A 26,406-nucleotide genomic window follows, 5' to 3' on the forward strand; every position below is an offset into this window, starting at 1 on the left:
TGGCGCCGACAGCGCCACATCCTGGACCATCAGGTGTTCATGGATCCCGGTCTTGCTGTGCAAACCGGGATGACATCAGGTCACCCCCGCGCTCACCACCACCGCCTGGCCGTAGCCGACGATCTCACCGCCGCCGAAGGCCTCGGTGAGCGCCGCGGTCGCCGCCTCGGTCGCCGAGTCCAGGCCCTCGGGATCGCGCGCCTCGATCTCGCCGCGCAACGGCGTGCCGGCGCAGAGCCCGGTCGCCGCGTCCGCCGCCGAGGGCGAGCGCAGCTCCAGCCGCACCACGTCGAACTGCGGCGCGGCGAACCCGGCCGTGGTCAGCGCCGCGGCGATCGTCGCGTGGTCGTGATAGCCGAACGGCGTCCGCTCCAGGAACCGCGGCGGGTCCTTGGGAAACAGCTCGGCCACCGCCTCGCCGACCACCTTCGAAATCTCGTTGGCCGCGATGTCGTCCCAGACGTTGAACACCAGCCGCCCGCCCGGCCGCAGCACCCGCCGCGCCTGCGCAAACCCCGCCGCCTTGTCGGGAAAGAACATCACCCCGAACTGGCAGACAACGGCGTCGAAGCTGGCGTCCGCGAACGGCAGCGCCTGGGCGTCGGCCTGTCGCCACGCGACGTTCGCGGCCGCCGTCAGCCCCGCGGCGGTGTCGAGCATCGGCTGGTTGAGGTCGGTGGCCAGGATCCTCGCCCGCGGCGCGGCCTTGGCCAGCGCCCGCGTCACCCGCCCGGTGCCGGCGGCGGTCTCCAGAAGGTCGCCCTCGAAGCCCTCGAACCGCCGCGCCAGGTCGCGGGCGTAGGGCTCGAACAGCATCGGCCCCAGATAGCGCTCATAGAGATCGGGTATCGAACCGACAAAGGCGGCGTCCGTCATCGCGCGCTCCCAGCTGAACCGCCGCGAGCATAACACGGGTTGGCCAAATGACCTCGGGCTCGCCGGCCGCGGGACATCGACGCCCCGGTCCTCGCCGCGATAGAACGCCCGCCGGCGACAGCCGCCCCCATGTCCAGACGGAGCCAACGATGACGGACGGATACCAGCTGGTCGTCGCGACGCCCTCGGCCGACGATTATCGCCGGCTGCGGGTCGCGGCCGGCCTCAGCCCGAAGAGCGCCGAAGCCGCGGCGGCCGGGCTGCCCAACACGCTGTTCGCCGTGCAGATCCGCAAGGGCGACGAGGTCGTCGGGATGGGCCGCGTGGTCGGCGACGGGGGGCTGTTCTATCAGGTGGTCGACATCGCCGTAGAGCCGGCCCATCAGGGCCAGGGCCTGGGCAAGGCGATCGTCGAGCGCATCGTCGACAATCTGCGCCAGACCGCGCCGCTCGGCGCCTATGTCAGCCTGATCGCCGACGGCGAAGCCTGGCGTCTCTACGCCCAGTACGGCTTCAAGCCGACCGCCCCGGCCTCGATCGGCATGGCCTTCTCGATCCGCTAGCCCTACCGCTTCTTCATGCCGCCCAGGATGCCGCGCATCAGTTCGCGCGCGATGGTGCTGCCGGCCTGGCGCAGCAGCGACTTGGTGAAGGCCTCGCCCATCGACTGGCGGTTCGACGCCCGCGGCCGCGGCGCGGCCGGCGCCCGACCGCGCGGGGCCGGGGCCGGCGCTGGCTGCCCGCCCCACGGCGAACCGCCGGCCGGCGGCGCCTCGGCCGCCTGGGCGGCTGACGCGGCCCGCGCCTTCAGCACCTCGAAGGCGCTCTCTCGATCCTTGGCGACGTCATAGAGCCCGCGCACCGGGCTCTGGGCCATGATCGCCGCCCGCTCGGCCGGGGTGATCGGCCCCAGCCGCGAGACCGGCGGTCGGATCAGCGTCCGCTGCACCACGGTCGGCGCGCCCTTCTCGTCGAGCACGCTGACCAGCGCCTCGCCGACGCCCAGCGCCTGGATCGCCTCGGCGGTGTCGAAGGCCGGATTGGCGCGGAACGAGTTTGACGCCGCCTTCAGCCCCTTCTGCTCGGTCGGGGTATAGGCGCGCAGCGCGTGCTGGATGCGGTTGCCCAGCTGGCCCAGCACCGTCTCGGGGATGTCGGCCGGGTTCTGGGTCACGAAATAGACCCCGACGCCCTTGGAGCGGATCAGCCGCACCACCTGCTCGACCTTCTCCAGCAGCGGCTTGGGCGCGTCGCGGAACAGCAGGTGCGCCTCGTCGAAGAAGAACGCCAGCCGCGGCTTCTCCGGATCGCCGACCTCGGGCAGCTCCTCGAACAGCTCGCTCATCAGCCACAACAGGAAGGTCGCATAGAGCCGCGGACTGGCGATCAGCTTGTCGGCGGCCAGGATGTTGACGAACCCGCGGCCCGAGCCGTCGGTGCGCATGATGTCCGACAGCTGCAGCGCCGGCTCGCCGAAGAAGCCGCCGCCGCCCTGGTCCTCGAGCACCAGCAGCTTCCGCTGGATGGTCGCCACCGTCGCCGGCGAGACGTTGCCGTACTTGGCGCCCAGCTCCTTGGCGTTCTCGGAGGCGAAGGTCAGCGCCGCCTGCAGGTCCTTGAGGTCCAGCAGCAGCAGCCCCTCGTCGTCGGCGGCGCGGAACACCACCGTCAGCACGCCCTCCTGCACGTCGTTGAGGTCGAGCATCCGCGAGATCAGCAGCGGCCCCATCTCCGACACCGTCGCGCGGATCGGGTGGCCCTGCTGGCCGAACAGGTCCCAGAACACCGTCGGCGCGGCCTGCGGATTGAGCGTCAGCCCCATCAGCTTGGCGCGCTCCTCGAACTTGGCGTTCGGCGTCCCGGGCTGGGCGACACCGCAGAGGTCGCCCTTCACGTCGGCGGCGAACACCGGCACCCCGGCGTCCGACAGCCCCTGGGCCAGGACCTGCAGCGTCACGGTCTTGCCCGTCCCCGTCGCCCCGGCGACCAGGCCGTGGCGGTTGGCCCGGTTGAGCAGCAGGTTTTCGAGGTGATCCGAGAAACCGATCAGGACGCCGTCGGACATGGGGAGCTCCGCAAGGTTCGTATCCGGCGAAGCTAGCGGGCCGGACGCCCCGCGGCGATAGGCTGTTTTCAAAGCGTGATCGCCATTGCTCCCCCGCTGGGGGAGCTGTCAGCCGGCCGGCTGACGGAGGGGGACTTCTGACTCAGCAGGCCCCCTCCGTCGCGCGTCGCGCGCCACCCTCCCCCAAAAGGGGAGGACCTGAACCGCTCCGTCCACAGGCATCTCCTCCTGTTGCTGAACAGCGTTCACGAAAACTCATTGCCGAATTTTCTGCGGAAGCGGTGAGGATAAACCGCAGGAGCGCGTCTTATCGGCATAGACACTCCCCACGTCGGTCGAACCGGGGTAGGGATGGTCGAAATTGACGCGGCAGGCCCTGACACTGACAGTCTCGGGGAACCACCACCGCAAAAAGATCTCATGTCCGTCCGAGCTTCAGAGTCCCACACGGTCCGCGTCTCACTCGTCATCCTGGCGGTGATCGCGACCGGTCTTGCGCTTTACCTCCTGCGGGGGATCCTCACCCCCCTGGCGCTCGCCGTATTCCTGGCGGTGATGATCGACGGCTTCGCCCGGGTGATCCGCCAGCGCCTGCCCTGGGTCAGCGAGAAGGCCGCGCTGCCGGCCGCCATCGTCCTCTCGGTGCTGCTGTTCGGCGGCTCGGGGGTGATCATCGCCGAGAACGCCAGCACCTTCGTCGGCCAGCTGGTCACCTACACCCCGCGGCTCAACAACCTCATCGCTCAGATCGCCGGCCTGCTCGGCATGGACGTGCCGCCGACGCTCAATGAGCTGTTCGCCCAGCTGAACCCCAGCGCCTACCTGGCCGACTTCGCCAAGGGCCTGCAGGGCTTCGCCTCCGACGCCTTCTTCATCCTGATCTATCTGGGCTTCATCATCGCCGCCCGGCGCGGTTTCCAGCGCAAGGTGGTCGGCCTCTTCCCGCACCACGCCGAGCGCAACGAGGCGATGAGCGCCTTCCGCCGCATCCGCGACGGAGTCGAGCTCTACCTCTGGGTCCAGACCGTCACCGGCCTGATCATCGCCGTCGCCTCGTGGATCGCGATGATGGCGGTCGGGCTCGACAACGCGGTGTTCTGGGCCTTCCTGATCTTCATCGCCTCGTACATCCCGGTGATCGGCGGCGCGGTCGGCATCCTGGCCCCGCCGGTGTTCGCCCTCATCCAGTTCGAGAGCTTCTGGCCGGCCATCATCCTGCTGGCCGTGCTGCAGGCGATCCAGTTCGTGGTCGGCAACATCATCCTGCCGCGCATGCAGGGCGACAGCCTCAACATGGACCCGATCGTCGTGCTGCTCAGCCTGGCCTTCTGGGGCCTGATCTGGGGCATGACCGGCATGTTCCTCTCCACCCCTCTGACCGTCATGGTCATGGTCATCCTGGCCCAGTTCGACGGCACCCGCTGGCTGGCGGTGCTGCTGTCGGCCGACGGCCAGCCCGAGAAGCTCCGCGACCGCCACGCCATCGTCCCGGCCGAGAAACCGGCGGCGAAACGCACCCGCCCCCCGTCACGCAAGCGTGAAACCCCAGACTGAAAATCAAGGCCTTCAACTTGTTCGCTTCCTCCCTATCTAAGGTCCGTTCGGGCGCCCCCCGAATTCAATGCGGCTCCGGCCGCTGCGAGCCCCAAGCGCTCCGCCTTTCCCCCCAAGGCGGAGCCACGCGCCGCCGGACTCTCTCCTCCGGCGGCGCCCTCGCTTGGGGGGCCTTCCAATGAGCAAGCGACCCAAGCTGACCAGCGCCCAGCGCGCGCTGGTTTCGGCCTTCACCGCGCTCGCCGGCGATGAGCCCGCCGCCGCCGCCTTCATCGGCCAGGCGGCCGAAGACGCCGCCCCGGACGAGATCCCCGAACTGCCGGGCAAGGCGCTGGCCGCGCAGCTGGCCGACTTCTGGGCCTTCGCCGCGACCCGCAAGGGCGACGCCCCGATCATCCGCCTGGCCCCGGTCGAAGGGGCCCCCGGGCTCGAGCGCCTGGAGATCCTGCAGGACGACGCCCCGTTCCTGGTCGACAGCGTGATGGGCGAGATCGCCGATCAGGGCCTGTCGGTCCGCGCCATGTTCCACCCTGTGGTCGAGGTCGCCCGCGACAAGAAGGGCGCGCGCCTGGCCGAGGGTTCGCCCCGCCGGGAATCCATGATCCAGGTGATCCTCGAACGGGTCGGCGCCGACCGCGAGGCCGCCCTGGTCGAGGGCCTGCGCGCGACCCTGGCCGACGTCGGCGCGGCGGTGGACGACTTCCCCGCCATGCTCGAGCTGATGGCCCGCACCATCGCCGAACTGCACGACGCCCCGGCCGGCCCGACCCGCGACGAAGACCTCGAATTCCTGCGCTGGCTGCGCGACGAGCACTTCGTCTATCTCGGCGCCCGGGTCTACGAGTACCCGCGCCTGAAGGACGGCGGCTACGCCAAGGAAGAGCCGCTGTTCCAGCCGCAGGACGGCCTGGGCGTGCTGCGCGACCCGGCCCGCACCGTGCTGCGCCGCTCCTCCGAACCGGCCCTGCTGACCGCCCAGGTCCAGGCCAGCCTCGCCTCCGACCCGGTCATCGTCGCCAAGTCGAACCTGCGCTCGCGCGTCCACCGCCGGGGCTACATGGACTATGTCGGCATCAAGCGTTACGGCGCCGACGGCAAGCCGGCCGGCGAGATCCGCTTCGTCGGCCTGTTCACCGCCGAGGCCTATGACGAGCCGGCCCACGCCGTGCCGCTGGTCCGCGCCAAGGTCGCCAACGTCCTGGCCCGCGCCGGCAAGGCCCCGGGCAGCCACAACGACAAGCGCCTGCGCAACATCCTCGAGACCTATCCCCGGGACGAGCTGTTCCAGGCCTCGGAAGACGACCTGCTGGCCGCCGCGCTCGGCATTCTGCACCTCTACGATCGGCCGCGCGTGCGGCTGTTCGAGCGGCGCGACCCGTTCGACCGCTTCGCCTCGGTGCTGCTGTTCGTGCCGCGCGAGCGCTACGACTCCGACCTGCGCCAGCGCGCCGGCGAGATCCTCGCCGACGCCTATGGCGGTCGCGTCTCGGCCTACTATCCGGCCTTCAACGACAGCCCGCTGGCCCGCGTCCACTTCATCATCGGCGTCCAGCCCGGCCACCACGCCGAGCCGAACCTGAAGTCGCTGGAAGCCCAGATCGCCGCCGCCGCGCGGACCTGGGAAGACCGCTTCGCCGCCGCGGTCCGCGCCTCGGGCCGCGCCACGGCCCAGGTCGCCGACATGGTCGCCCGCTACGCCGAGGCGTTCACCGCCGGCTACCGCGAGCGCTACGACGCCGAGGAGGCCCTGGCCGACATCGCGATCATCGAGAGCCTGAAGCCCGGCGAGAGCGTGCGCATCCGCGCCTTCCGCCGCGCCGCTGACTCCAAGACCCAGCTGCGCTTCAAGCTCTACCGCCCGGGCTCGCCCGCGCCGCTCGCCGACGTGCTGCCGATCCTCGAGAACATGGGCCTCAAGGCCATGGTCGAGAGCGGCTACCCGGTGATGCCGGCCGGCGGCCGCCGGGTCTACGTCCACGAGTTCGAACTCGACGACCAGCACGGCGAGCACCTGGTGTTCGAGGACGTGAAGACCGCCTTCGAGGACGCCTTCACCGCCGTCTGGACCGGGAACACCGAGAGCGACGGCTTCAACCGCATGGTGCTGGAGTTGTCGATCTCCTGGCGCGAGGCGGCGCTGATCCGCGCGCTCGCCCGCTATCGCCAGCAGTCGGGCCTCGATCCCAGCCAGCGGGTGCAGGAGACCGCGCTCTCCAACCATCCGGGCGTGGCGCGGCTGATCCTCGACCTGTTCCGCACCAAGTTCGATCCGGCCATCGACGCCGACCTGCCCACCCGCACGGCCCAGGCCGTGGCGGTGATGGACGAGATCGTCCAGGCCCTGCAGCAGGTCGACAGCCTCGACGACGACCGCGTCCTGCGCCGCCTGGCGCTGCTGGTCGGCGCCATCAAGCGCACCAACTACTACCAGCTCGGCGACGACGGTCAGCCCAAGCCGTACATCAGCTTCAAGGTGGCGTCGGGCGAATTGGCCGACCTGCCGCTGCCCAAGCCCTATCGCGAGATCTTCGTCTGGGCGACGCACATCGAGGGGATCCACCTGCGCTTCGGGCCCGTCGCCCGCGGCGGGCTGCGCTGGTCCGACCGCCGCGACGACTTCCGCACCGAGGTGCTCGGCCTGGTGAAGGCCCAGCAGACCAAGAACGCGGTGATCGTGCCGGTCGGCTCCAAGGGCGGCTTCTATCCCAAGCAGCTGCCCAAGGGCGGCGCGCCGGACGTGATCCGCGCCGAGGCGGTCCGCGCCTACACCACCTTCCTGTCCGGCCTGCTCGACATCACCGACAACCTCGACCCCGAGGGCAAGGTGATCCACCCGGCCGGCGTCGTCGCCCATGACGGCGACGATCCCTACCTGGTCGTGGCCGCCGACAAGGGCACCGCGACCTTCTCCGACATCGCCAACGGCATCGCCGAGTCCTACGGCTTCTGGCTGGGCGACGCCTTCGCCTCCGGCGGCTCGGCCGGCTACGACCACAAGGAGATGGCGATCACCGCCCGCGGGGCCTGGGAAGCGGTCAAGCGCCACTTCCGCGAGCTCGGCAAGGACATCCAGTCCGAGCCCTTCACCGTGGTCGGCGTCGGCGACATGTCCGGCGACGTGTTCGGCAACGGCATGCTGCTCAGCCAGCAGATCCGCCTGCAGGCCGCCTTCGACCACCGTCACATCTTCCTCGACCCCGATCCCAATCCGGCGACCTCGTTCACTGAGCGCCAGCGCATGTTCGCGCTGCCGCGCTCGTCCTGGGACGATTACGACCGCAAGAAGATCTCCAAGGGCGGCGGCGTCTTCGCCCGCAGCCTCAAGTCGATCCCGCTCAGCAAGGAAGTGAAGGCCATGCTCGGCGTCGAGGCCGACAGCCTCGCCCCGTCCGAGCTGATGACCGCGATCCTCAAGGCCCCGGCCGAGCTGCTCTATCTCGGCGGCATCGGCACCTATGTGAAGGCGGGCCGCGAGACCAACGCCGAGGCCGGCGACAAGGCCAACGACGCCATCCGCATCAACGGCGCCGACCTGCGGGTCAAGGTCGTCGGCGAGGGCGCCAACCTCGGCCTCACCCAGGCCGGGCGCATCGAGTTCGCCCTGCGCGGCGGGCGGGTCAACACCGACGCCATCGACAACTCGGCCGGGGTCGACTCGTCCGACCACGAGGTCAACATCAAGATCCTCACCGGCATGCTCGAGCGCACCGCGGTTCTCGACCGCAAGAAACGCGACAAGCTGCTGAAGTCGATGACCGACGACGTCGCCGACCACGTGCTCGACCACAACTACGACCAGACCCTGGCGCTCTCGCTGATGGACCTGGACGCGGCCGGCGAGCTCGAGCCCCACGCCCGCTACATGGCCCACCTGGAAAGCCGCGGTCAGCTCGACCGCGCGGTCGAGGGGCTGCCCGACGCCGTCGTCATCGCCGAACGCCGCCAGGCCGGAAAGGGCCTGACCCGTCCGGAGGAGGCGGTGCTGCTGGCCTACGGCAAGCTGGAGCTGAAGGGCGACATGGCCCACAGCCCGGTCGCCGACGACCCCTATTTCGAGGACCTGCTGGAAGGCTACTTCCCCAAGGGGGTGCGCAAGTACGACGACGCCCTGCGCCGTCACCGCCTGCGCCGCGAGATCATCGCCACCGTCGTCGCCAACGACGCCATCAACCGCTGCGGCCCGTCGTTCCCGACCCGGCTGATGGCGGCGGCGTCCTGCGACGTCACCGCCTTCGTCACCGCCTACGAGGCCGCCAAGGCGGTGCTCGGCGTGCCGGCCGCCTGGGACCAGGTCTCGGCCCTCGACGGCCAGATCCCGGCCGCCGGCCAGATGGCCCTCTACCGGCGCCTGGCCTACACCCTGCGCGGCGAGACCTTCTGGCTCGCCCGCCGGGCGGCCCGCGGCGGCCTCGGCGTCGACGCCCTGGTCAAGCGCTACGGCCCGGGCGCGGCCAGCCTCAAGAAGCTGATCCCCGACATCCTGTCGGCGGTCGAACGCGAACGCCTGGAAGCCCAGGTTAAGCGGTTGACCGACGCCGGCGCGCCCGAAGCCCTGGCCCGCCAGGTCGCCGGCCTCCAGCCGCTGACCGTGGCGGTCGACCTCGTCGACCTCGCCGAGGCCTCGAACTGGAAGCTGGAGGCGGCCGCCCGCCTCTATCACCAGGTCGGCGCAGCCTTCGCCTTCGACCGCCTGCGCGCGGCGGCCGGCGGCTTCACGGCCGGCGACGCCTTCGAGCGCACCGCCGTCCGCCGCCTGGTCGAGGATCTGCTGGCCGAACAGACGGCCGTCACCCGCGCAGTGATCGCCTATGCCGACGACGCCAAGGCCGGCGCCGACGACGAGGCCGCCCAGGCCGCCATCGTCGCCTGGACCACCGAGCGCCGCGACGTCGCCCTCGCCGCCCGCAAGGCGGTCGAGGAGATCGAAGCCTCCGGCGGCGCCTGGTCCTTCGCCAAACTCACCATCGCCAACGCCGCCCTGCGCGAACTGGCGAACGTCGAGGCGAAGTAGCGCCCAACGAAAACGCCGCGGATCACCCTCGATCCGCGGCGTTTCTCTAGAACGACTCCCTCGCCCCCTTGGGGGATAGGGTTGGGGTGAGGGGGCTCTCCGCCGCCTAGTGCCTGAACACCCGCACGCCGGTGAACACCATGGCGATGCCGCGTTCGTCGGCCGCCTCGATCACCTTGTCGTCGCCGATCGAGCCGCCCGGCTGGATCACCGCCGTGCAGCCGGCGTCGGCCGCCTGCAGCAGCCCGTCCGGGAACGGGAAGAAGGCTTCCGAGGCGCACGCCGAACCCTTCAGGTCGAGCCCGAAGTCCGCCGCCCGCAGCGCCGCGATCCGGGCCGAGTCCTTGCGGTTCATCTGGCCGGCGCCGACGCCCAGGGTCTGGCCGCCGCGGGCATAGACGATGGCGTTCGACTTCACGTGCTTGGCGATGGTGAAGGCGAACAGCATGTCGCGCACCTCCTCGTCGGTGGGCGCGCGCTTGGTCACCACCTTCAGGTCGGCCGCCGTCAGGTTGGCGGTGTCGCGGCTCTGGACCAGGAAGCCCCCGGCCACCGAGCGGAAGGTGTCGCCGGCCGCGTGCGGGTCGGGCAGACCGCCGGTGACCAGCAGCCGGACGTTCTTCTTCTTGCGGAACAGGGCGATCGCGTCCTCGTCGGCGTCGGGCGCGATCACCACCTCGGTGAACACCTCCAGCACCTTGGCCGCGGTGGCCGCGTCCAGCTTGGTGTTCAGGGCGACGATGCCGCCGAACGCGCTGGTCGGGTCGCAGGCCAGGGCCCGCTCGTAGGCTTCGGCGAGCGAGCCGCCGGTGGCCACGCCGCAGGGGTTGGCGTGCTTGATGATCGCGCAGGCCGGCGCCGCCTTCGGGTCGAACTCGGCGATCAGCTCATAGGCCGCGTCGGTGTCGTTGATGTTGTTGTACGACAGCTCCTTGCCCTGCAGCTGCCTGGCCGTCGCCACGCCGATGCGCGGGTTGGCGAAGCGGTAGAACGACGCCTTCTGGTGCGGGTTCTCGCCATAGCGCATGGTCTGCACCAGCTCGCCGGCATAGGCCTTGCGGCGCGGGGCTTCGTCGCCCAGCGCCTGGGCGAACCAGGCCGAGATCGCCGCGTCGTACGAGGCGGTGCGGGCGTAGGCGCGGGCGGCCAGGGTCTTGCGCAGGACCAGCGAGGTCGAGCCGGCCTCCTTCAGCTCGCCCAGCACCTCTTCCAGGTCGGCGATCTCCGTGCAGATCGCGACATAGCCGTGGTTCTTGGCCGCCGAGCGGACCATGGCCGGCCCGCCGATGTCGATGTTCTCGACGCAGTCCTCGAAGCTCCCGCCCTTCGCGACCGTGGCCTCGAACGGGTAGAGGTTCACATAGACGATATCGATGGCGCCGATGCCGTGGTCGGCCATCGCCTTGGCGTGCTCGGCCGCGTCGCGAACCCCCAGCAGGCCGCCGTGCACGATCGGGTGCAGGGTCTTCACCCGCCCGTCCATCATCTCCGGGAAGCCGGTGAGGTCCGAGACGTCCTTCACGGCCAGCCCGGCGCCTTCGATCGCCGCGCGGGTGCCGCCGGTCGAGACCAGTTCCACACCGGCCGCGGCCAGCGCCTTGGCGGCCTCGATCAGGCCGGTCTTGTCGGAGACCGAGATCAGCGCGCGCTTGGGAACGACGCGGTCGGGAGCGGGCGGGAAATTCGGGGCGGCGGGCACGGCGCAGTCTCCTTCGAAGGGTTCAAAAAGGAAAATGCCCAGGCGAGCGGCGTGATGAGGTCCCGCGCTCCCCGGTGGTCGCCCACCTTAGATTTCGCCAGTCACACGGAACGCCGCCGACTTAGGCCCCGCACGGGCCGGGGTCAATGCGGCAGACAGATCCTCCCCTCTTGGGGGAGGTGGATCGATGCGCAGCATCGAGACGGAGGGGGACCGCTCTCAAGGCAGGAGTCAAAGTCCCCCTCAGTCAGCTTCGCTGACAGCTCCCCCAGCAGGGGAGCATCTGGCTCAGATCTCCCTCGCCCCCTTGGGGAGAGGGTCGGGGTGAGGGGGTCTACAGCCTCAGCCGGCCGCCGCCGGCGCCGCGCTCGCCAGTTTCCAGCGCAGCTTGGCGCCGCTCTCGGCCCGGGCCTGGCCGCGCAGCACGATGTGCTGGGTGCGGCGCGGCTTGCCGTCCTGGAAGTAGACGCCGGTCTCGATGTCGGCCGACTGCGCGTCGTTGCGCAGCCACCAGCCGTGGTCGTCCTCGCCGCCGCGCAGCAGCACGCTTTTCCCGTCCCGCGCCAGGCTGGCGCTGACGTCGGGATGCACGTGGAAGCGCACCTTGAACGGAATGAACCGCCGGCCCGCCTCGCCCATGTCGCCCGGCTTGACCGGCACCAGCATGTCCTCGCCGCGCAGCTCGTCGGCCGCCAGGTCGAGATAGAGCCGCCGTTCGTGGCGCAGGCCGAAGCGCCGCGCCCAGCCGTCGTGCGCCAGCTCCAGCCACAGCGCCTGCTCGGTCTCGTAGCGGCGGGCCTCGACGTGGCCGTAGGCGCCGACCAGCCGCGGCCCCAGGGCGGCGGCGCGGAAGCCCCGCAGCGGCTCGCCGCAGGCCTCGTCCGAAATCGACAGGGTCGAGGACGCGTCGACCAGCCGCAGCGCCTGCGGACCGGCGGCCTCGGGCGACCAGGCGCTGGCGGCGATCAGCCGGCGGCCCTCGGCCAGCACCTCCATGGCCAGCGGCTGAGCGCAGGCCGTGACGCTCCACGCGCCCGCGGCGGGCGGCGCGGCGTCGGCCAGGATCTGCAGGCTGCGGCCTTCCAGCCGGTGATAGCCGTTGCGCGAGGCCGGCGGCTTGGCGACCGCGCCGCTTCCGCCGGCCTTGGCGGCGGCGACATAGGCCCGGGTGCCAGCCTCGCCGCCCTGCAGCTCCGGCAGCGCCCCGTCAGCCAGGGTGAAGAACCGCACCGCCCCGGCCAGCCGGTCGATGGCGCGCATCATCTCCTCGGGCGCCGGCCGGCCGCGCTGCTCGAGCGCGTCGTCCAGGCTCCGCAGGTCGAACAAGAGCTCCAGCGCCGCGCGCGGGCAGCGGCTGGCGTGGCCGCCGTCGGGCGCGACGCTGACCGGCAGCGCTTTGACCAGCCGCATCAGCCCGTGCTTCATCAAAAGCTCGCCGGCCTCGCCGCCCAGCGCGGCCCCGGCCAGGGCCGCGACGCTGGCCCGCTCGGCCGCCCGGGCCGGGCCGTCGGCGACCGACAGCAGTTGCCGCGCCTGCCGCGCCAGGTCCTGCGCGATCAGCCCGGCCTCCAGGTCCGAAGCCCCGGCGCAGATCGCCTTGGCCCCGCACGCCAGGTGCAGCACCCGGCGCTCCAGCACCTCGGGGCTCCAGGAGAACGCGTTCCACTTGCCGAACAGCCCGCGCCAGTCGAGCGTCAGCCGCAGCGCCTCGGTCGCGCCCTCGCCGCCCAGCGCCAGCAGGTCGCGCATCCAGTCGAAGCCGTGCAGTCCGACCGCAAAGCCGTGGCTCGGGCTCGGCCGATCCCAGGGATCGCCGCCGGCCCCGACGTCCAGGGGCACGCCGGCGAACAGGAAGCGGCCGGCCAGGATCTTGCGGCCCGCCTCGGCGTCGGCCGGACGCCAGTCGCGCGGCGCGACGGCCAGCCCCTCGGGACGCGGCCGCGCCAGCAACGCGCGATGCAGCGGCGAGCCGGCCCAGTCGCGCCGGGCCTGACGCACCACGCCGGCCGCCAGGGCCTGGCCCCAGAGGCCGGCCGGATGTTTGAAGGTCCTCGGGGGCGCAGCCGCCACCCGGTCAGCCGCCCTTCAGCGCGCGGATGTTGTCGGCGTATTTGCTGGGGCCGCCCTTGAACACCGCGGTGCCGGCGACCAGCGCCGTGGCCCCGGCCGCGACGCAGAGCGGCGCGGTCTCCGGGGTCACCCCGCCGTCGACTTCCAGCTCGATGTGCTTGCCGCTGGCGTCGATCATCTTGCGCAGCGCCTCGATCTTGCGCAGCTGCGAGTGCATGAACTTCTGGCCGCCGAAGCCGGGATTGATCGACATCACCAGGATCAGGTCGATCTCGTCCATCATCCACTGGATGACGCTGGGATCGGTCGAGGGGTTGAACACCACGCCGGCCTTGGCCCCCAGCTCGCGGATCCGCTTCAGGGTGCGGTTGAGGTGCGGGCCGCTCTCCGGATGCACGCTGATATAGTCGGCGCCGGCCTCCCGGAACGCCTCCAGATAGGGGTCGGCCGGGGCGATCATCAGGTGGACGTCGAAGGGGATCTTCGCGTGCGGGCGCAGCGCCTTCACGATGTCGGGACCCAGCGTGATGTTCGGCACGAAATGGCCGTCCATGACGTCGACATGCACCCAGTCGGCGCCGGCCGCTTCGATGGCCGCGACCTCTTCGCCGAGCTTGGCGAAATCCGAGGCCAGGATGGACGGGGCGATGATCGGTGCGGTCATGGTCTTCGACTTAGCCAAGGGTGGAGTTCGGGACAAGGTTGTCGGGGCGACTAAACTTCGCGTCGCAGGCGAGCGACGTAGAAGCCGTCCTGCCCGCCGGGGCGATGATGCGGCAACAGCCGCAAGGTTCCGTCGGCCAGCCGGCTGGCCTCCGGCGCCCCGCCCTCGCCCGGCGCGGCCGGGACCAGCTTGAAGTCGCCATGCCGGCTCAGGAAGGCGGCGATCTGCGCCTCGCCCTCCTCCGGCTCCAGCGAGCAGACGCAGTAGACCAGCCGTCCGCCCGGCGTCACCCGCCGCGCGGCGGAGTCGAGCAGCCGGCTCTGCACCCCGGCCAGCGCCGCGACGTCGCTCGGGCGCGCGGCCCACAGCACGTCGGGATGGCGGCGATAGGTGCCGGTGGCGCTGCACGGCGCGTCCAACAGCACGGCGTCGAAGGTCCGCGCGTCGTCCCAGTCGCCGGCCTCGGCGGTGACGATCTCGGCGCTCAGCCCCATGCGCTGCAGGTTCTCGGTCACCCGCATCAGCCGCGCGGCCGAACGGTCGACCGCCACGACCTGCGCGCCGGCCGCGGCCAGCTGCAGGGTCTTGCCGCCGGGCGCGGCGCAGAGGTCGAGCACGCGCTCGCCGGGCTGCACGTCCAGCAGCCGGGCCGGGATCGCCGCGCTGGCGTCCTGCACCCACCAGGCGCCTTCGTCATAGGCCGGCCAAGCGGCGACATCGCCCTTGCGGGCGGTGCGCAGCGTCGCGCCGGGCAGGATCTCGGCTTCCAGCTCGCCGGCCAGCCGCTCGGCGTCGGCCGCGGACTTCAGGGAGAGATCCGTCGCCGGCTCGTCGGCGATCAGCGCCGCCATGGCCAGCGCCGCCTCAGGCCCGAACGCCGCGCTCCAGCGGGCCAGCAGCCACGGCGGGCAGAGGGCTTCGGGGTTGTTGAGGTCCGGCGGCTCGCGCAGCAGGCCGCGCAGCACGCCGTTGACCAGGCCCTTGAAGGCGCGGGTCGAGGAATGGCTGGCGGCCAGGTCGACGCTGGTGGTCACGGCCGCGAAGGCCGGGGTCTCCAGCACGAAAGCCTGGGCCAGGCCGATCCGCAGGATGTTGACCACCCCGTCGGGCGGCGGCTTGGCCAGCCGGCCCTGCAGGGCGCGGTCGATCGGCCCCAGCCGGCGCAGCGTGGCCATGGCCAGCGCCATGGCGAAGCCGCGGTCGCGGGGCTCGAGGTTGCGGAAGGCGGGGCGGGTCAGCGCCTCGTCCAGCCCGGCGCGGCGGGCCAGGGCGGAAGCGAGAATGTCGATGGCGGCCCGGCGGGCGGGCAGGCCGATGTCACGGTCTTCGGTCACCGGCGGTGCGTGCCCTCATTGGGCCCGCGATGCAAGACGCAGTATGGCGCAGGCCCGGCGAAGCGCGTGGCTCCGCCGGGCCGCCACTAGGCTTAGAAGCGCTTCGTCACCTGGATCCCGAAGGTCCGGGGCTCGTTGACGAAGGCGGTCAGGTTGTTGAAGTCGATGGCGCCGATGACGTTCGCCTCGTCGGTCATGTTGCGGACGTAGAGCGCCGCTTCCAGACCGAGTTCCGGCGCACGCCAGCCGGCGCGGGCCCCGCCTTCGAAGGCGGTGTCCTGCTGGAATTCGACCGATTCATAGAGGAACAGGTTGAAGTTCTTCTGCAGCACCCAGTCGGTCGAGGCGAACAGCTGCGCGCCGCTGGCCAGGGTGTGCACCCAGTCCAGCGCGATGTTGGCGGTGTATTCCGGCGCCTGCGGGAACGGGTTGCCGTTGATGCTCGCGCGGCGGGTCGTGCCGACGTTCACGATCGGGTCGGTGACGGTGCAGTTGGCGCCGCAGAACGCCACCAGCAGGTCGCTGTCCTTGATCTCGGTGTGGTTCCAGGCGAACCCGCCGGTCAGGTTGAAGCCGGCGCCGAGATAGACGTCGCCGTCGATTTCGATGCCGTAGCCCTCGCCCTTGTCGGCGTTGATCAGCTGGTTGAAGTTGCCTTCGCCGCCGATCGCCGTGAACTGCGGGTCGGTGACTTCATAGAAGTAGGCGGTGGCGTTCAGGGTCGCGCGGCGCTCCCAGAGGCGGGCCTTGAAGCCGGCTTCGTAGGACATCACGGTTTCGGAATCGGCGGTGGTCACCACGTTCGAGGTGGCGATCCGGCCCTGGATCGACGGACCGCGATAGCCCTTGGCCACGCGCGCGAAGAGGTTGAAGTCGTCGTTGAGCTCATAGAGCGCGCTGACGTCCCAGCTCAGCTGCTCGTCGCCGACCGCCTTGGTGACGTCCAGCGGGGCGCCCAGGGTGCGCTGGCCGCGGAAGTCGCGGCTGTCGTCGGTGTAGCGCAGGCCGGCCGTCAGCTTCAGGGCGTCGTTGACCTGATAGTAGCCCTGGCCGAACGCCGACCAGGAGTCCGACTCCTGCACGATGTCGGTGACGATGGTCGGCTGCAGGCCGCCCACGCCGTTGAAGGTCGCCGAGATCAGGTTGAAGCGCTCTTCCCAGTAGAAGGCGCCGACCTGCCAGCCGAACGCGCCGTCGCCGTTCGAGGCCAGGCGCAGCTCGTAGGTGTCCTGGGTCAGGTCGCTGTCCAGGGTGCCGGTCTCGGAGTTGAACGGCGTCTTCCACGGCGCGCCGGTCGGGGCCGAGGCCACGCCGCCATCGATGTCGCCGTCGCCGGCCGAGGCGCCCCAGTAGCGGGCGGCCACGCCGGTCAGGGTCGCCGGACCGAAGTCGTAGGCCACCTGCAGCGAGCCCGAGCGGGTCTTCTGCTTCTGGAAGTTGTTGCGGCCGCCGTCGTAGTAGACGCGCTCGCGGTCGAAGTTGGCGTTCAGCTCGTTGGAGCCCTTGGTCAGCACGTTGGCGCGGTTCATCGTGCCGGTGCCTTCGTAGTCGCGGGCCTGCAGGGTCAGCAGGGTCGACAGCTGCTCGGTCGGCTGCCAGGCGACGTGCACGCGGCCGGCGCGGTCGTCGAAGTTGCCCAGGTCCTTGCCGTTCGGGTCGGCGAAGGCGGGGCTGTACATGTTGTCGACCCAGTCGTCGCGATGGTTCCACAGGCCGGCGACGCGGACCTGCAGGGTGTCGTTGACGGGGATGGTCACGCCGGTCTCGGCGCGCACGGCGCCCAGGTTGCCCATCGCCAGCGAGCCGAAGCCGGTGAATTCGTTGGTCGGCTTGACGGTGTCGATCTTGACCACGCCGGCCGGAGTGTTGCGGCCGAACAGCGTGCCCTGCGGGCCGCGCAGCACTTCCAGCTGCTGCACGTCGAACAGCGGGAAGCCCTTCAGGAAGACGTTTTCCAGCACCACGTCGTCGAGCACGACCGAGACCGGCTGCGAGGCGTTGAAGTCGAAGTCCACGTTGCCGAGGCCGCGGATGTAGAAGCGCGGGGCGTAGCGGCCGTTCGAGCTTTCGACCTGCAGGCTGGGCACGCGGGCGGTCATCGACAGGATGTCGCCGCCGCCGGCCGCGACCTGGGCCAGCTTCTGCTCGGTCACCGCGGTGACCGCGAACGGCACGTCGCGGATGTTTTCGCTGCGGCGCTGGGCCGTCACCACGATGTCTTCGACGGTGTAGGCGGCGTCGGCGGTGTCCGCCGTCTGCGACAGGGCGGGCGTGGAGACGAGAAGAGCCAGGCCGCTGACCGTGCAGGCCAACGCGCCGAGACGACGTGACATGAGTATATCCCCGAGGTTTTGGATTATTGGCGCCGCCCTACGTTGCAGCGCACAAAAGAGCCAATACAAAACGGCGTTCGACTCGTGAAATTTTCACGACGTGACCGCAATCACGCATTGCGGCGTCCTGCCGCGCATTGCCTGACCGCCGATTTGATGAAAATCAGGCGCTTGTGTCCCATGCGCTTCTTACCGACCGCCGCCGGCTGATCGCCGGCCTCGCCGCCGCCCCGCTGCTGAGCAGCCCGGCCTTCGCCGCCGCCCGCGGCCGCGTGCTCGGGCGGGTGCTGGCCATGTCCGACCTGCACTCGGCCTATGAGCGCACCGGCCAGCTGCTGGCCGCCCTGGCCGCCGAGGTCGCCGCCCACAAGGTCCCGCACGTCATCGCCATCGACGGCGACATCTTCGAGCACGGCAATGTCGCGGCCGTGCGCTCGAACGGCGAGATCGACTGGGCCTTCCTGGCGGCGCTGCCGAAGATCGCCCCGACCGTGGTCAATCTCGGCAACCACGACAACGACATCACCACCGACCTCGCCGAGGTCGTCGCCCGCCTGCGCAGCCTGGGCGCGAGCGTGGTCTCCAACATCGTCGACGCCCGCACCGGCGCGCCCTATGCGCCGGCCAAGGCCGACCTGCCGCTCGGCCGGCGCACCCTGCGCGTGGTCGGGATCGGCACCAACTCGATCAACACCTATCCGGCCGCCAGCCGCCCGGCCCTGCAGATCCCCGTTCCCGGCGAGTGGGCCCGCGCCAACCTCGCCCAGGCGCTGGCCGGCGCCGACCTCGCCATGGTCATGAGCCATGCCGGCGTCGCCCCCGACCGCCAAATCCTGCCGCTGCTGCCGGACGGGACGCTGATGATCGGCGGCCACAACCACCTGCAGTTCCAGCACCGCCAGGGTGCCAGCCTCTATGTGCACACCGGCTCGTGGAGCAACGCCTACACCGCCGTGGCCCTGCGCGCCGCCGGTCCTGGCGACGCGGTCTCGGTTCCGGTCGCGCTCGAGCGCCCGCCGGCCCCGGCGCTGGCCGAGCTGATCCCCGCGGTGCTGGCCCGCACCCTCACCGACGAGGAACGCGCCGTGCTCGGGACCTCGCCCAAGGCGCTGTCGCTCGGCGACACCGGCCGCGCGGTCGCCGCCGCCATGGCCAGGGCGGCCGGCGCCGACGCCGGCTTCATCGGCCACACCACGCTCGGGACCGGCCTGCCCGCCGGCCCGGTCTCGCGCTTCGCCTTCGACGCCGTGGTCCGCTTCGAGGGCAAGCTGATGGTCGCCGAGGTGTCGCGCGAACGGCTGGCGGCCTTCCTGGCCCGCGCCAACCAGGACCGCGCGACGCCCTTCGCCGACCGCAACGGCGACTTCCTCTACGGCGAGCAGATCGCGGCCCCGGCCGGCGAGACCGTCCGCATCGCCACCACCGACTGGAACGCCACGAACCAGGCCGAGTACTTCGGGGCCAAGGACCTGGCCTTCCGCGAGATCGGAGGCCCGCGCCTCAAGGCGGTGGCCGCCAAGGGCCTGCTCGGCCAAGCCTAGCCACGGCCGTCATCTCTCACGGGTGTTGGCGCTGATCGCCACAATGGGCTTTGTCTAGGCGGCCTTCTTGTCGTCGAGGAAGGTCTCGCTGTGGGCGTGACACTCCCAGCCCTTCGGCCCCTTGACCCAGGTCGAGCTGTCGGCGGCGTGCAACTCGGCCGTCTTGCCGTCCATCGTCACGTTTTGGCGCACCGTATAGGCGATGATCGCCACGTTCGGCGCCGGGGTGGCGACCTCGACGTCGTCGAACTCATAGGCGTTGAGCGCCCAGCCGCCCTCCTCGGTCATCTGGCCCATCTTGTCCTTGGCGATGCTCATCACGCCGCGGGCTCCGGTCACCAGGCTGTGGTCGCCCGAAAGCTCGGCGGTGCGGCCGCCGTCCTTGGCTTTCATCGCGTCCCAATAGGACCGCTCCAGGGCGATGATCTCGTCGCAGGTGGGCTTGGCCAGGTCAGGCATCGGGGTCTCCCTTGCATCTGTCGCTGCATGGAAATCGCCGCGTCGGCGGCGGGGTTCCGCCACCGGCGGTCTGGCGCCCTGGTCCGCGAGGCTCTATCTCCCTCTCATGAGCGAACCGCCCAACGCCGCCCCGGGGAAGGTGCTGACCCCCGCCGCCCGCCGCGCCCTGGAAGAGGCCGCCGCGCGCCACGCCGCCGAACAGGAGCGTATCGCCCGCGAAGCCGAGCTCGGCGGCCCCTCCGGACCCGAGCCGACCCGCTTCGGCGACTGGGAGCGCAAGGGCATAGCGGTTGATTTCTAAACCCTGAGGTTCCCGCGACAGGCGCAAACCATCGCGCTGCACGCGCGCCCCGCCTAGACTGCCGCCGACAGGTTTCGAACGCGGAGACGACGATGCGGCGATCGACCGGCATGATCATCGGTCTGGCCCTGGCGGCCGCCGGCGCGGCGCAGGCCCAGCCCGTGCCCCAGGACCATGTGCCGCGCTACGCGCCGCCCGGCCAGGCGCCACAGCTCTACGCGCCGCAAGGTCAAGCGCCGCAAGGCCAGGCGATGCAGGGCCAAGCAATGCAGGGCCAGGCGCCGCAGGACTTCAGGCCCGCCCCTCAGGGGTTCGCCCCGGCGCCGCAGGGCTTTGCGCCGCAGGGCGGCCCGCCGCCCAACTACCAGTCGTGGGGCGACGATCAGAACGGCGGCTACTTCTTCAGCTCCGGCGACCCGAACGGGCCCGAGTACTATGAGGAAGAGTTCCGCCGCCAGGCGGTCGGACCCGAGGTCTATCAGCCGCCGGCCTTCGACCAGTCCTACGCCCAGGCCTATGCGCCGCCCATGCCCTGCAACTGCGGCGGCTATGGCGGCTACCAGATCCCCACCTACGGCTACGCCTCGCAGAACTACGGCTGGCCCGGCCAGGGCTGCTGCGCCTCGGGCGGCGGCGAGGTCAGCTACAGCTCCTCGTCCTCCAGCTGGTCCAGCGGGGTCGGCGGCTATCTGGCCGACGGCGTCTGGCCCGGCGGCTACTGGCCGGGCGGAGGCTGGAATGGCGGGTACACGTCCGACGGCCGCTTCGTCGGCATGCGGCGCTCGGAGTACGACAGCGGCTGGCGCGACCTGCCCGGCCGCCCCCCGATCGTCGCCCCGCGCTAGATCCTAGTTCCTCCCCCGCTGGGGGAGGTGGCGCGCGCAGCGCGACGGAGGGGGCCTGCTGATTCCGAAGTCCCCCTCAGTCGGGCATGCCGGCCGACAGCTCCCCCAGCGGGGGAGGAACTGCCTTCACCCGACCCCCGCCATCTCGCCGGCCACCCGCAGGGCGGCCTCGTGCGGGTCGTTGGCCGCGGTGATCGGCCGGCCGCAGACGATGTGGCTGGCCCCAGCGCGCAGGGCGTCGGCCGGGGTCGCGGCCCGCGCCTGGTCGTTCTTGGCCGACCAGTCCGGACGCACGCCGGGCGTGACCACGAGGAAGTCCTTGCCCCCCAGCTTGCGGGCCAGCTCGGCCTCGTGCGGGCTGGCGATCACCCCGTCGGCGCCGGCCGCGATGGCGTGGTGGATGCGGCGTTCGACCAGTTGGCGGGCGCTTTCCTGGAAGCCCATCTCGACCAGGTCGGCGTCGGTCAGGCTGGTCAGCACCGTCACCCCGAGGATCTTCAGGTTCGAGCGCCCGCGTCCCTGCACCGCGGCCTTCAACACCTGCGGCTCGGCGTGGACGGTCAGGAAATCGCAGCCGGTGTCGGCCAGCACCGCGGCCGAGCGCTGGACCGTGGTGCCGATGTCGTGGAGCTTCCAGTCGAGGAACACCTGCTTGCCCTGGGCCTTCAGCTCCTGGGCCAGGGTCATGCCGCCGCCGGTGGCGAACAGCTCCAGGCCCACCTTGTAGAAGCTGACCGCCTCGCCCAGCGACTCGACCAGGGCGCGGGCCTCGGTCACGGTGGGCACGTCCAGCGGGACGATCAGGCGCGGGTCGGCGCGCACGGGAGCTTCGATGACGGCCATGGCGGCGTCCTTTCAGGCAGGCGCGCGCCTCCGCGGCGAGCGGTCGGCGGGCGTGGCGAAATGGGCTAAGAAACCTGCATGAGCCAGTGGGACTTCGCCGTCAACTTCTTCGTCGCGCTGTTCGCGCTGATCGACCCGATCGGCAACGTCCCGCTGTTCGCGGCGGCGACCAACGGCGTGAAGCACCGCGAGGCCCGGTTCATCTCGGTCTACATCGCGCTGTTCGTGCTCGGCTTCCTGACCTTCTTCTACTTCTCGGGCCTGGCGCTGCTCGAGTTCTTCGGCATCTCGCTGGCCGCCTTCCGCATCGCCGGCGGGGTGATCCTGTTCCTGCTGGGCCTGGAGATGGCCCGCGACGACTTCACCGCCGCCTTCGCCGGCGCCGCCGACGAGGAGGCCCCGCCCGGCGGCGACCGCGCCCAGGCCCGCCGCCGCTTCGAGCGGATGATCGTCCCGTTCGCCATGCCGCTGCTGATCGGCCCCGGCGCGATCTCGACCGTGGTGATCTACGCCAGCGAAGCCAAGAAGTTCGGCCTCGGCGGCGCGGCGGCCGGCGTCGCGGTGATCACCGCGATCTCGGTCGTCACCATGCTGATCTTCTGGGCGACGCCGCTGATCACCCGCATGCTCGGCCGCATCGGCCTGACCATCGTCGTGCGGGTTCTGGGCCTGATCCTCTGCGCGCTCGCCGTACAGTTCATCATCGCCGGCATCGCCGAGTCGACCGCCGGCGTCATCCTGCGCGAGGCGGCGGCGCCCTACGCGAAGTGACCCCTCGCCGCGATGCGCCGCGAACGAGCGGGGAGGAACGCCCTCAGCCGCGCAGCGCGCTCCCTCGCCCCCTTGGGGGAGAGGGTTGGGGTGGGGGGGACGCCCGATCGGCAGCTTCCTGCAAGCCCGCGCGCCAAACCTGCCGATAACCGGCCTATCGGCAGCCGTTCGGCAGGCTTTCGGCGCCGCTATCGTCAAAACCCGCCCCTATCGGCACGTTCGCCGAACGCCCTGCCGATAGGCTCAGAGCTTGCCGCGGAAGCGCGGTCCCTGCGAAGCCATCAGCGCCAGCGCCCACTCGTCGGGCAGCAGCTTGACCCCGGCGGCGATGGCCTTGTTCGGCGCCCCCGGCACGCAGATCGGCCGGTTCGCCTCGACCGCCTCGTAGCCGGCGGCGGCGACCTCGTCGGCCCCCAACCACATCCACGGCGGGGCGCTGCGGCTGATCTGCTCGCGGGTGTCGTTGACGTCGTGGAACTCCGAATAGGTGAAGCCCGGGCACAGCGCGCTGACGTGCACGCCCTTGTCGAGCGTCTCGAGGTGCAGGCTCTGCGAGGCCTTGATCAGGTAGCTCTTCACCGCGCCGTAGAGCGTCGCGCCCGGCGAGCCGGGGATCAGCCCGGCCAGCGAGGCGACGTTGACGATGCGGCCGAAGCGGCGCTCGACCATGCCCGACAGCACCCGGTAGGCGAGCTCGGTCGGCGCGGTCAGCATCACCCGGAGAAACGCCTCGTGCGTCTCCCACGAGGACTCGAGGAAGCCGCCCGGCACGCCATAGCCGGCGTTGTTGACCAGCACGTCGACGGCCCGGCCGTGGGCGGCCAAGTGGTCGAGGATCAGACCCGGCGCGTCCGGATCGGCCAGGTCCGCGGCGAAGATCAGGGTCTCGACCCCCTGGCCCAGGCGGATCTCCTCGGCCAGCCGCTCCAGCCGGTCGGTCCGGCGGGCGGTCATGGCCACGTCGTAGCCGTGGCTGGCGTAGATCTTGGCGAAGGCCGCGCCGATCCCGGCCGAGGCCCCCGTCACCAGCGCCAATCTGCGGTCCATCTGCGCCCCTTGCGTCCCGAACAGGGCGAAGGTGGCGAAACCGCAGGCAAGGTCAAGCCGGACAGGGGTCTGCGGCGCTCGCGGCGGCGTGACGCCGGCACGTGGCGATTGTACGCTGGCGAGATTGGGTGTAATCGCGCCCGCCTTTGCGGCATCGGGCCGCGCATGGGAGCCTCTGTCGTGTTCCCGGAGACCTTGAATGGCTGACTCAGCCGCCGTCGCTCAAGAAGCGACCGAGGAATCTCACTCCCATAAGCGGGAAAGCTTCGCCGCCTTGGCTTTGGGCGCGATCGGCGTCGTGTTCGGCGACATCGGCACCAGCCCGCTCTACGCGATGAAGGAAGCCCTTCACCACTCGCGCTCCGGCGGGGCCAGCGAGCTGGCGGTGCTGGGCGTGGTGTCGCTGGTGATCTGGGCGCTCGTCCTGATCGTGACCGTCAAATACGTCGTCTTCCTGATGCGGGCCGACAACAAGGGCGAGGGCGGCACGCTGGCCCTGATGGCCCTGGCCCAGCGCAGCCTGCCCAAGCGCTCGACCTGGGTGTTCTTCCTGGGGGTGATCGGCGCGGCGCTGTTCTACGGCGACGGCATCATCACCCCGGCGATCTCGGTGCTCTCGGCGGTCGAGGGCCTCAAGGAAGCGCCCGGCGTCGGGGCCGGCATCGAGCCCTATCTGGTGCCGATCGCGGCCGGCGTGCTGGTCGCGCTGTTCATGGTCCAGGCCCGCGGCACCCATCGGGTCGCGGCGTTCTTCGGCCCGATCATGGCCGGCTGGTTCCTGGTGCTCGGCGGCCTCGGGGTGTTCCACATCTCCGACGACTGGTCGATCCTGCGCGCCTTCAGCCCGCACTACGGCGTGAAGTTCCTGCTCGACGACGGCCTGGTCGGCTTCGTCATCCTTGGCAGCGTGTTTCTGGCCGTCACCGGCGCCGAGGCGCTTTACGCCGATATGGGCCACTTCGGACTGAAGCCGATCCGGGTTTCCTGGCTGTTCTTCGCCCTGCCCTGCCTGGCGCTGAACTATCTGGGCCAGGGCGCCAACGTGCTCGCCCACCCGGAGTCCCGCTTCAACCCGTTCTGGGAAATGGTCCCGGAGATCGCCTACTGGCCGGTGCTGGTGTTCGCCACCGCCTCGACCGTCATCGCCAGCCAGGCGGTGATCACCGGCGCCTTCTCGATGACCCAGCAGGCGGTGCAGCTGGGCCTGCTGCCGCGCATCGACATCCGCCGCACCTCCGAGACCCAGGCCGGCCAGATCTACGTGCCGCAGGTGAACACCTATCTGATGATCGGCGTGCTGGTGCTGCTGTTCACCTTCCAGAACTCCTCGTCGCTGGCCGCCGCCTACGGCATCGCGGTCACCGGGGCGATGTTCGTCGACACCCTGCTGTTCTTCGTGATCATCCGCCACATGTGGAAGCGGCCGCTCTGGCAGGCCGCGCTCGGCGCCGGGGCGTTCGGCGTCATCGACATCGTGTTCATCGGCTCCAACCTGCTGAAGATCCCGGACGGGGCCTGGATGCCGCTGGTCATGGGCGGCTTCTTGGTGCTGATCATGTGGACCTGGACGCGCGGCGCCCAGATCCTGTCGGACAAGACCCGGCGCGACTCCGTGCCCCTGATCGAGCTCTCCGAGATCCTCAAGGCCCGCGCCCCGCACCGTGCCCCCGGCACGGCGATCTTCCTGACCTCGGACCCGGACATCGCGCCGGTCGCCCTGATGCACAATCTCAAGCACAACAAGGTCTTGCACGAGAAGAACATCATTCTGACCGTGGTCACGGCCGAGACCCCGCGGGTCCGCGAGGACGACCGCATCCGCATCGAGCCGGTCAATGACGACTTCAAGAAGGTCTTCATCTCCTACGGCTTCATGGAGAGCCCCAACCTGCCCAAGGCGCTGGGTCTCTGCCGCAAGCTCGGCCTGAAGTTCGACATCATGGCCACCAGCTTCTTCCTCGGGCGGCGTTCGATCATCGCCTCGGCCCAGTCGGGCATGCCGCTGTGGCAGGACAAGATCTTCATTTTCCTCATGAAGAACGCGGCGAACCCGACCGACTTCTACAAGATTCCGCCCGGCCGCGTGGTCGAGCTGGGGACCCAGGTGAGCGTCTGATGAATGTGCTGAGTATCGCCGCCGACACGCTTTGGATCATCGCCCTGTCGATCATGGCCGGCGCGGCGCGGGTGGCCTGGCGGCGCATGGACTCGGGCGTGATGGTGCCGATGCTCGGAACCTGGCGGCTGCCGCGCAACGCGGCGCTGATCGCCCCGGTCGCGGTGGCCTTCGTGGTCGGGGTCGTGCTGCTCTGGGGTCACCGCAACGCGGCCGACCTCTCCGCCAACGTCATCTTTTTCGGCCTGCGCGCCACGCTGGCGGCGATCGTCGCGATGGTGCACCTGCAGTGGCTGAAGGGCGCGCTGTCGACGCTCGACGCCGAGGGCGCCCTGAAGTCCTGAGCCGTCAGGTCAGCGGGATCTCGTAGCTGCGCTTGACCGTCTCCATCGGCACGTCGGTCTTGACGCTCTGCACGCTGGGAATCCGCGTCAGGTGGTCGGCCTGGAAACGCCAGTAGCTGTTGAGGTCGGCGGTGACGATGCGCAGCAGCGCGTCGCATTCGCCGGTCGTCAGGTAGCACTCGACCACCTCCGGAAAGCGCCGCACCGCCTCGGCGAACTGGTGGGTCATCGCCGCGTCCTGGGTCTTGAACCAGACCCGCGCGAACACCGTCAGCCCGACCCCGACCTTGGCCCCGTCGACCACCGCCACATAGCGCTCGATGACCCCGGCTTCCTCGAGCAGCCGCACCCGGCGCAGGCAGGGCGAAGGCGAGAGTCCCACCTCCTTGGCGAGTTCGATATTCTGCATGCGGCCGTCACGCTGCAGGGCGCGCAGGATGCGTCGATCGATGGCGTCGAGTTTCATGGCGCCGGGCGCCCTTCTGCGAGGCTGTCGTGAAATCTGACGCCAATATCGCGACGAATGTTGGCGT

Annotated in this window: 20 protein-coding genes and 1 riboswitch; of the genes, 9 read left to right on the forward strand and 11 right to left on the reverse strand. The window is 70.6% G+C overall.

Annotated features, from left to right (window positions below):
* Positions 1-75: 75 nt before the first annotated feature.
* Positions 76-876, reverse strand: coding sequence for a class I SAM-dependent methyltransferase (locus tag AC1Q87_RS10915; protein WP_492608967.1), 801 nt, complete (start codon positions 874-876; stop codon positions 76-78).
* A gap of 149 nt (positions 877-1,025) precedes the next feature.
* Here AC1Q87_RS10915 and AC1Q87_RS10920 point away from each other — a divergent pair, with 149 nt between their 5' ends.
* A complete protein-coding gene (locus AC1Q87_RS10920) occupies positions 1,026-1,439 on the forward strand; it encodes a GNAT family N-acetyltransferase (RefSeq protein ID WP_492608968.1) in 414 nt (137 codons plus the stop codon).
* 2 nt (positions 1,440-1,441) lie between these two features.
* On the opposite strand, the gene AC1Q87_RS10925 is transcribed toward AC1Q87_RS10920, so the two are convergent.
* On the reverse strand, positions 1,442-2,941 hold the full coding sequence (locus AC1Q87_RS10925) for a helicase HerA-like domain-containing protein (RefSeq protein WP_492608969.1): 1,500 nt from the start codon (positions 2,939-2,941) through the stop codon (positions 1,442-1,444).
* 420 nt (positions 2,942-3,361) lie between these two features.
* On the opposite strand from AC1Q87_RS10925, the gene AC1Q87_RS10930 reads away from it, so the two are divergent.
* Positions 3,362-4,495 carry an AI-2E family transporter gene (locus AC1Q87_RS10930; RefSeq protein ID WP_492608970.1) on the forward strand — a complete coding sequence of 378 codons (1,134 nt, stop codon included), beginning with the start codon at positions 3,362-3,364 and terminating at the stop codon, positions 4,493-4,495.
* Positions 4,496-4,673: 178 nt separating this feature from the next.
* The gene (locus tag AC1Q87_RS10935) at positions 4,674-9,506 is read left to right on the forward strand and encodes an NAD-glutamate dehydrogenase (RefSeq protein WP_492608971.1); all 4,833 of its coding nucleotides are present in this window, start codon (positions 4,674-4,676) and stop codon (positions 9,504-9,506) included.
* A 106-nt stretch (positions 9,507-9,612) separates the two neighbouring features.
* On the opposite strand, the gene purH is transcribed toward AC1Q87_RS10935, so the two are convergent.
* The 5 genes from purH to AC1Q87_RS10960 form a co-directional block, all read right to left on the reverse strand.
* Complete coding sequence (purH, locus tag AC1Q87_RS10940; RefSeq protein ID WP_492608972.1) at positions 9,613-11,205, reverse strand: bifunctional phosphoribosylaminoimidazolecarboxamide formyltransferase/IMP cyclohydrolase; 1,593 nt, start codon at positions 11,203-11,205, stop codon at positions 9,613-9,615.
* A 29-nt stretch (positions 11,206-11,234) separates the two neighbouring features.
* Positions 11,235-11,320, reverse strand: a riboswitch (ZMP/ZTP riboswitch).
* 227 nt (positions 11,321-11,547) lie between these two features.
* Positions 11,548-13,275, reverse strand: coding sequence for a heparinase II/III family protein (locus AC1Q87_RS10945; protein ID WP_492608973.1), 1,728 nt, complete (start codon positions 13,273-13,275; stop codon positions 11,548-11,550).
* Positions 13,276-13,279: 4 nt separating this feature from the next.
* Positions 13,280-13,939 (reverse strand): ribulose-phosphate 3-epimerase, encoded by a 660-nt coding sequence (gene rpe, locus AC1Q87_RS10950; protein ID WP_056024250.1) that lies wholly within the window; start codon positions 13,937-13,939, stop codon positions 13,280-13,282.
* Between the two features lie 50 nt (positions 13,940-13,989).
* A complete protein-coding gene (locus AC1Q87_RS10955; protein ID WP_492608974.1) occupies positions 13,990-15,273 on the reverse strand; it encodes an RsmB/NOP family class I SAM-dependent RNA methyltransferase in 1,284 nt (427 codons plus the stop codon).
* A gap of 92 nt (positions 15,274-15,365) precedes the next feature.
* On the reverse strand, positions 15,366-17,606 hold the full coding sequence (locus tag AC1Q87_RS10960; RefSeq protein ID WP_492608975.1) for a TonB-dependent receptor: 2,241 nt from the start codon (positions 17,604-17,606) through the stop codon (positions 15,366-15,368).
* A 173-nt stretch (positions 17,607-17,779) separates the two neighbouring features.
* Between AC1Q87_RS10960 and AC1Q87_RS10965 the strand changes: the two genes are divergently transcribed.
* Positions 17,780-19,147, forward strand: coding sequence for a metallophosphoesterase (locus AC1Q87_RS10965; RefSeq protein WP_492608976.1), 1,368 nt, complete (start codon positions 17,780-17,782; stop codon positions 19,145-19,147).
* A gap of 54 nt (positions 19,148-19,201) precedes the next feature.
* Here the strand turns inward: AC1Q87_RS10965 and AC1Q87_RS10970 are convergent, their stop codons facing one another.
* Complete coding sequence (locus AC1Q87_RS10970; RefSeq protein ID WP_492608977.1) at positions 19,202-19,606, reverse strand: nuclear transport factor 2 family protein; 405 nt, start codon at positions 19,604-19,606, stop codon at positions 19,202-19,204.
* 106 nt (positions 19,607-19,712) lie between these two features.
* Here AC1Q87_RS10970 and AC1Q87_RS10975 point away from each other — a divergent pair, with 106 nt between their 5' ends.
* Entirely contained in the window at positions 19,713-19,907 is a 195-nt protein-coding gene (locus AC1Q87_RS10975; RefSeq protein ID WP_492608978.1) for a DUF1674 domain-containing protein, read from the forward strand.
* A 92-nt stretch (positions 19,908-19,999) separates the two neighbouring features.
* Entirely contained in the window at positions 20,000-20,752 is a 753-nt protein-coding gene (locus AC1Q87_RS10980; protein ID WP_492608979.1) for a hypothetical protein, read from the forward strand.
* Positions 20,753-20,878: 126 nt separating this feature from the next.
* On the opposite strand, the gene pyrF is transcribed toward AC1Q87_RS10980, so the two are convergent.
* On the reverse strand, positions 20,879-21,574 hold the full coding sequence (gene pyrF, locus AC1Q87_RS10985) for an orotidine-5'-phosphate decarboxylase (protein ID WP_492609274.1): 696 nt from the start codon (positions 21,572-21,574) through the stop codon (positions 20,879-20,881).
* Between the two features lie 99 nt (positions 21,575-21,673).
* Between pyrF and AC1Q87_RS10990 the strand changes: the two genes are divergently transcribed.
* Positions 21,674-22,366, forward strand: a complete 693-nt coding sequence (locus AC1Q87_RS10990) for a MarC family protein (protein ID WP_492608980.1) — start codon at positions 21,674-21,676, stop codon at positions 22,364-22,366.
* Between the two features lie 243 nt (positions 22,367-22,609).
* Here the strand turns inward: AC1Q87_RS10990 and AC1Q87_RS10995 are convergent, their stop codons facing one another.
* Positions 22,610-23,413, reverse strand: a complete 804-nt coding sequence (locus AC1Q87_RS10995) for an SDR family NAD(P)-dependent oxidoreductase (protein ID WP_492608981.1) — start codon at positions 23,411-23,413, stop codon at positions 22,610-22,612.
* 199 nt (positions 23,414-23,612) lie between these two features.
* Between AC1Q87_RS10995 and AC1Q87_RS11000 the strand changes: the two genes are divergently transcribed.
* Both AC1Q87_RS11000 and AC1Q87_RS11005 read left to right on the forward strand, forming a co-directional pair.
* Positions 23,613-25,529 carry a potassium transporter Kup gene (locus tag AC1Q87_RS11000; protein ID WP_492608982.1) on the forward strand — a complete coding sequence of 639 codons (1,917 nt, stop codon included), beginning with the start codon at positions 23,613-23,615 and terminating at the stop codon, positions 25,527-25,529.
* A complete protein-coding gene (locus AC1Q87_RS11005) occupies positions 25,529-25,873 on the forward strand; it encodes a hypothetical protein (RefSeq protein ID WP_492608983.1) in 345 nt (114 codons plus the stop codon). Before AC1Q87_RS11000 ends, AC1Q87_RS11005 begins: the two co-directional genes overlap by 1 nt.
* 4 nt (positions 25,874-25,877) lie before the next feature.
* Here the strand turns inward: AC1Q87_RS11005 and AC1Q87_RS11010 are convergent, their stop codons facing one another.
* Entirely contained in the window at positions 25,878-26,339 is a 462-nt protein-coding gene (locus AC1Q87_RS11010) for an Lrp/AsnC family transcriptional regulator (protein ID WP_183775597.1), read from the reverse strand.
* Between the last annotated feature and the right edge of the window lie 67 nt (positions 26,340-26,406).

The organism is Phenylobacterium sp. GW823-FHT02A09 (assembly GCF_058797775.1).

What these genes read in the sequence shown, in the direction of transcription:
- AC1Q87_RS10960 (WP_492608975.1), bottom strand. Translation starts at nt 17,606, where the DNA reads ATGTCACGTCGTCTCGGCGCGTTGGCCTGCACGGTCAGCGGCCTGGCT.
- AC1Q87_RS10995 (WP_492608981.1), bottom strand. Translation starts at nt 23,413, where the DNA reads ATGGACCGCAGATTGGCGCTGGTGACGGGGGCCTCGGCCGGGATCGGC.
- AC1Q87_RS11010 (WP_183775597.1), bottom strand. Translation starts at nt 26,339, where the DNA reads ATGAAACTCGACGCCATCGATCGACGCATCCTGCGCGCCCTGCAGCGT.
- rpe (WP_056024250.1), bottom strand. Translation starts at nt 13,939, where the DNA reads ATGACCGCACCGATCATCGCCCCGTCCATCCTGGCCTCGGATTTCGCC.
- AC1Q87_RS10915 (WP_492608967.1), bottom strand. Translation starts at nt 876, where the DNA reads ATGACGGACGCCGCCTTTGTCGGTTCGATACCCGATCTCTATGAGCGC.
- AC1Q87_RS10975 (WP_492608978.1), top strand. Translation starts at nt 19,713, where the DNA reads ATGAGCGAACCGCCCAACGCCGCCCCGGGGAAGGTGCTGACCCCCGCC.
- AC1Q87_RS10935 (WP_492608971.1), top strand. Translation starts at nt 4,674, where the DNA reads ATGAGCAAGCGACCCAAGCTGACCAGCGCCCAGCGCGCGCTGGTTTCG.
- AC1Q87_RS10980 (WP_492608979.1), top strand. Translation starts at nt 20,000, where the DNA reads ATGCGGCGATCGACCGGCATGATCATCGGTCTGGCCCTGGCGGCCGCC.
- AC1Q87_RS10920 (WP_492608968.1), top strand. Translation starts at nt 1,026, where the DNA reads ATGACGGACGGATACCAGCTGGTCGTCGCGACGCCCTCGGCCGACGAT.
- AC1Q87_RS11005 (WP_492608983.1), top strand. Translation starts at nt 25,529, where the DNA reads ATGAATGTGCTGAGTATCGCCGCCGACACGCTTTGGATCATCGCCCTG.
- AC1Q87_RS10925 (WP_492608969.1), bottom strand. Translation starts at nt 2,941, where the DNA reads ATGTCCGACGGCGTCCTGATCGGTTTCTCGGATCACCTCGAAAACCTG.
- AC1Q87_RS10930 (WP_492608970.1), top strand. Translation starts at nt 3,362, where the DNA reads ATGTCCGTCCGAGCTTCAGAGTCCCACACGGTCCGCGTCTCACTCGTC.
- AC1Q87_RS11000 (WP_492608982.1), top strand. Translation starts at nt 23,613, where the DNA reads ATGGCTGACTCAGCCGCCGTCGCTCAAGAAGCGACCGAGGAATCTCAC.
- AC1Q87_RS10970 (WP_492608977.1), bottom strand. Translation starts at nt 19,606, where the DNA reads ATGCCTGACCTGGCCAAGCCCACCTGCGACGAGATCATCGCCCTGGAG.
- AC1Q87_RS10990 (WP_492608980.1), top strand. Translation starts at nt 21,674, where the DNA reads ATGAGCCAGTGGGACTTCGCCGTCAACTTCTTCGTCGCGCTGTTCGCG.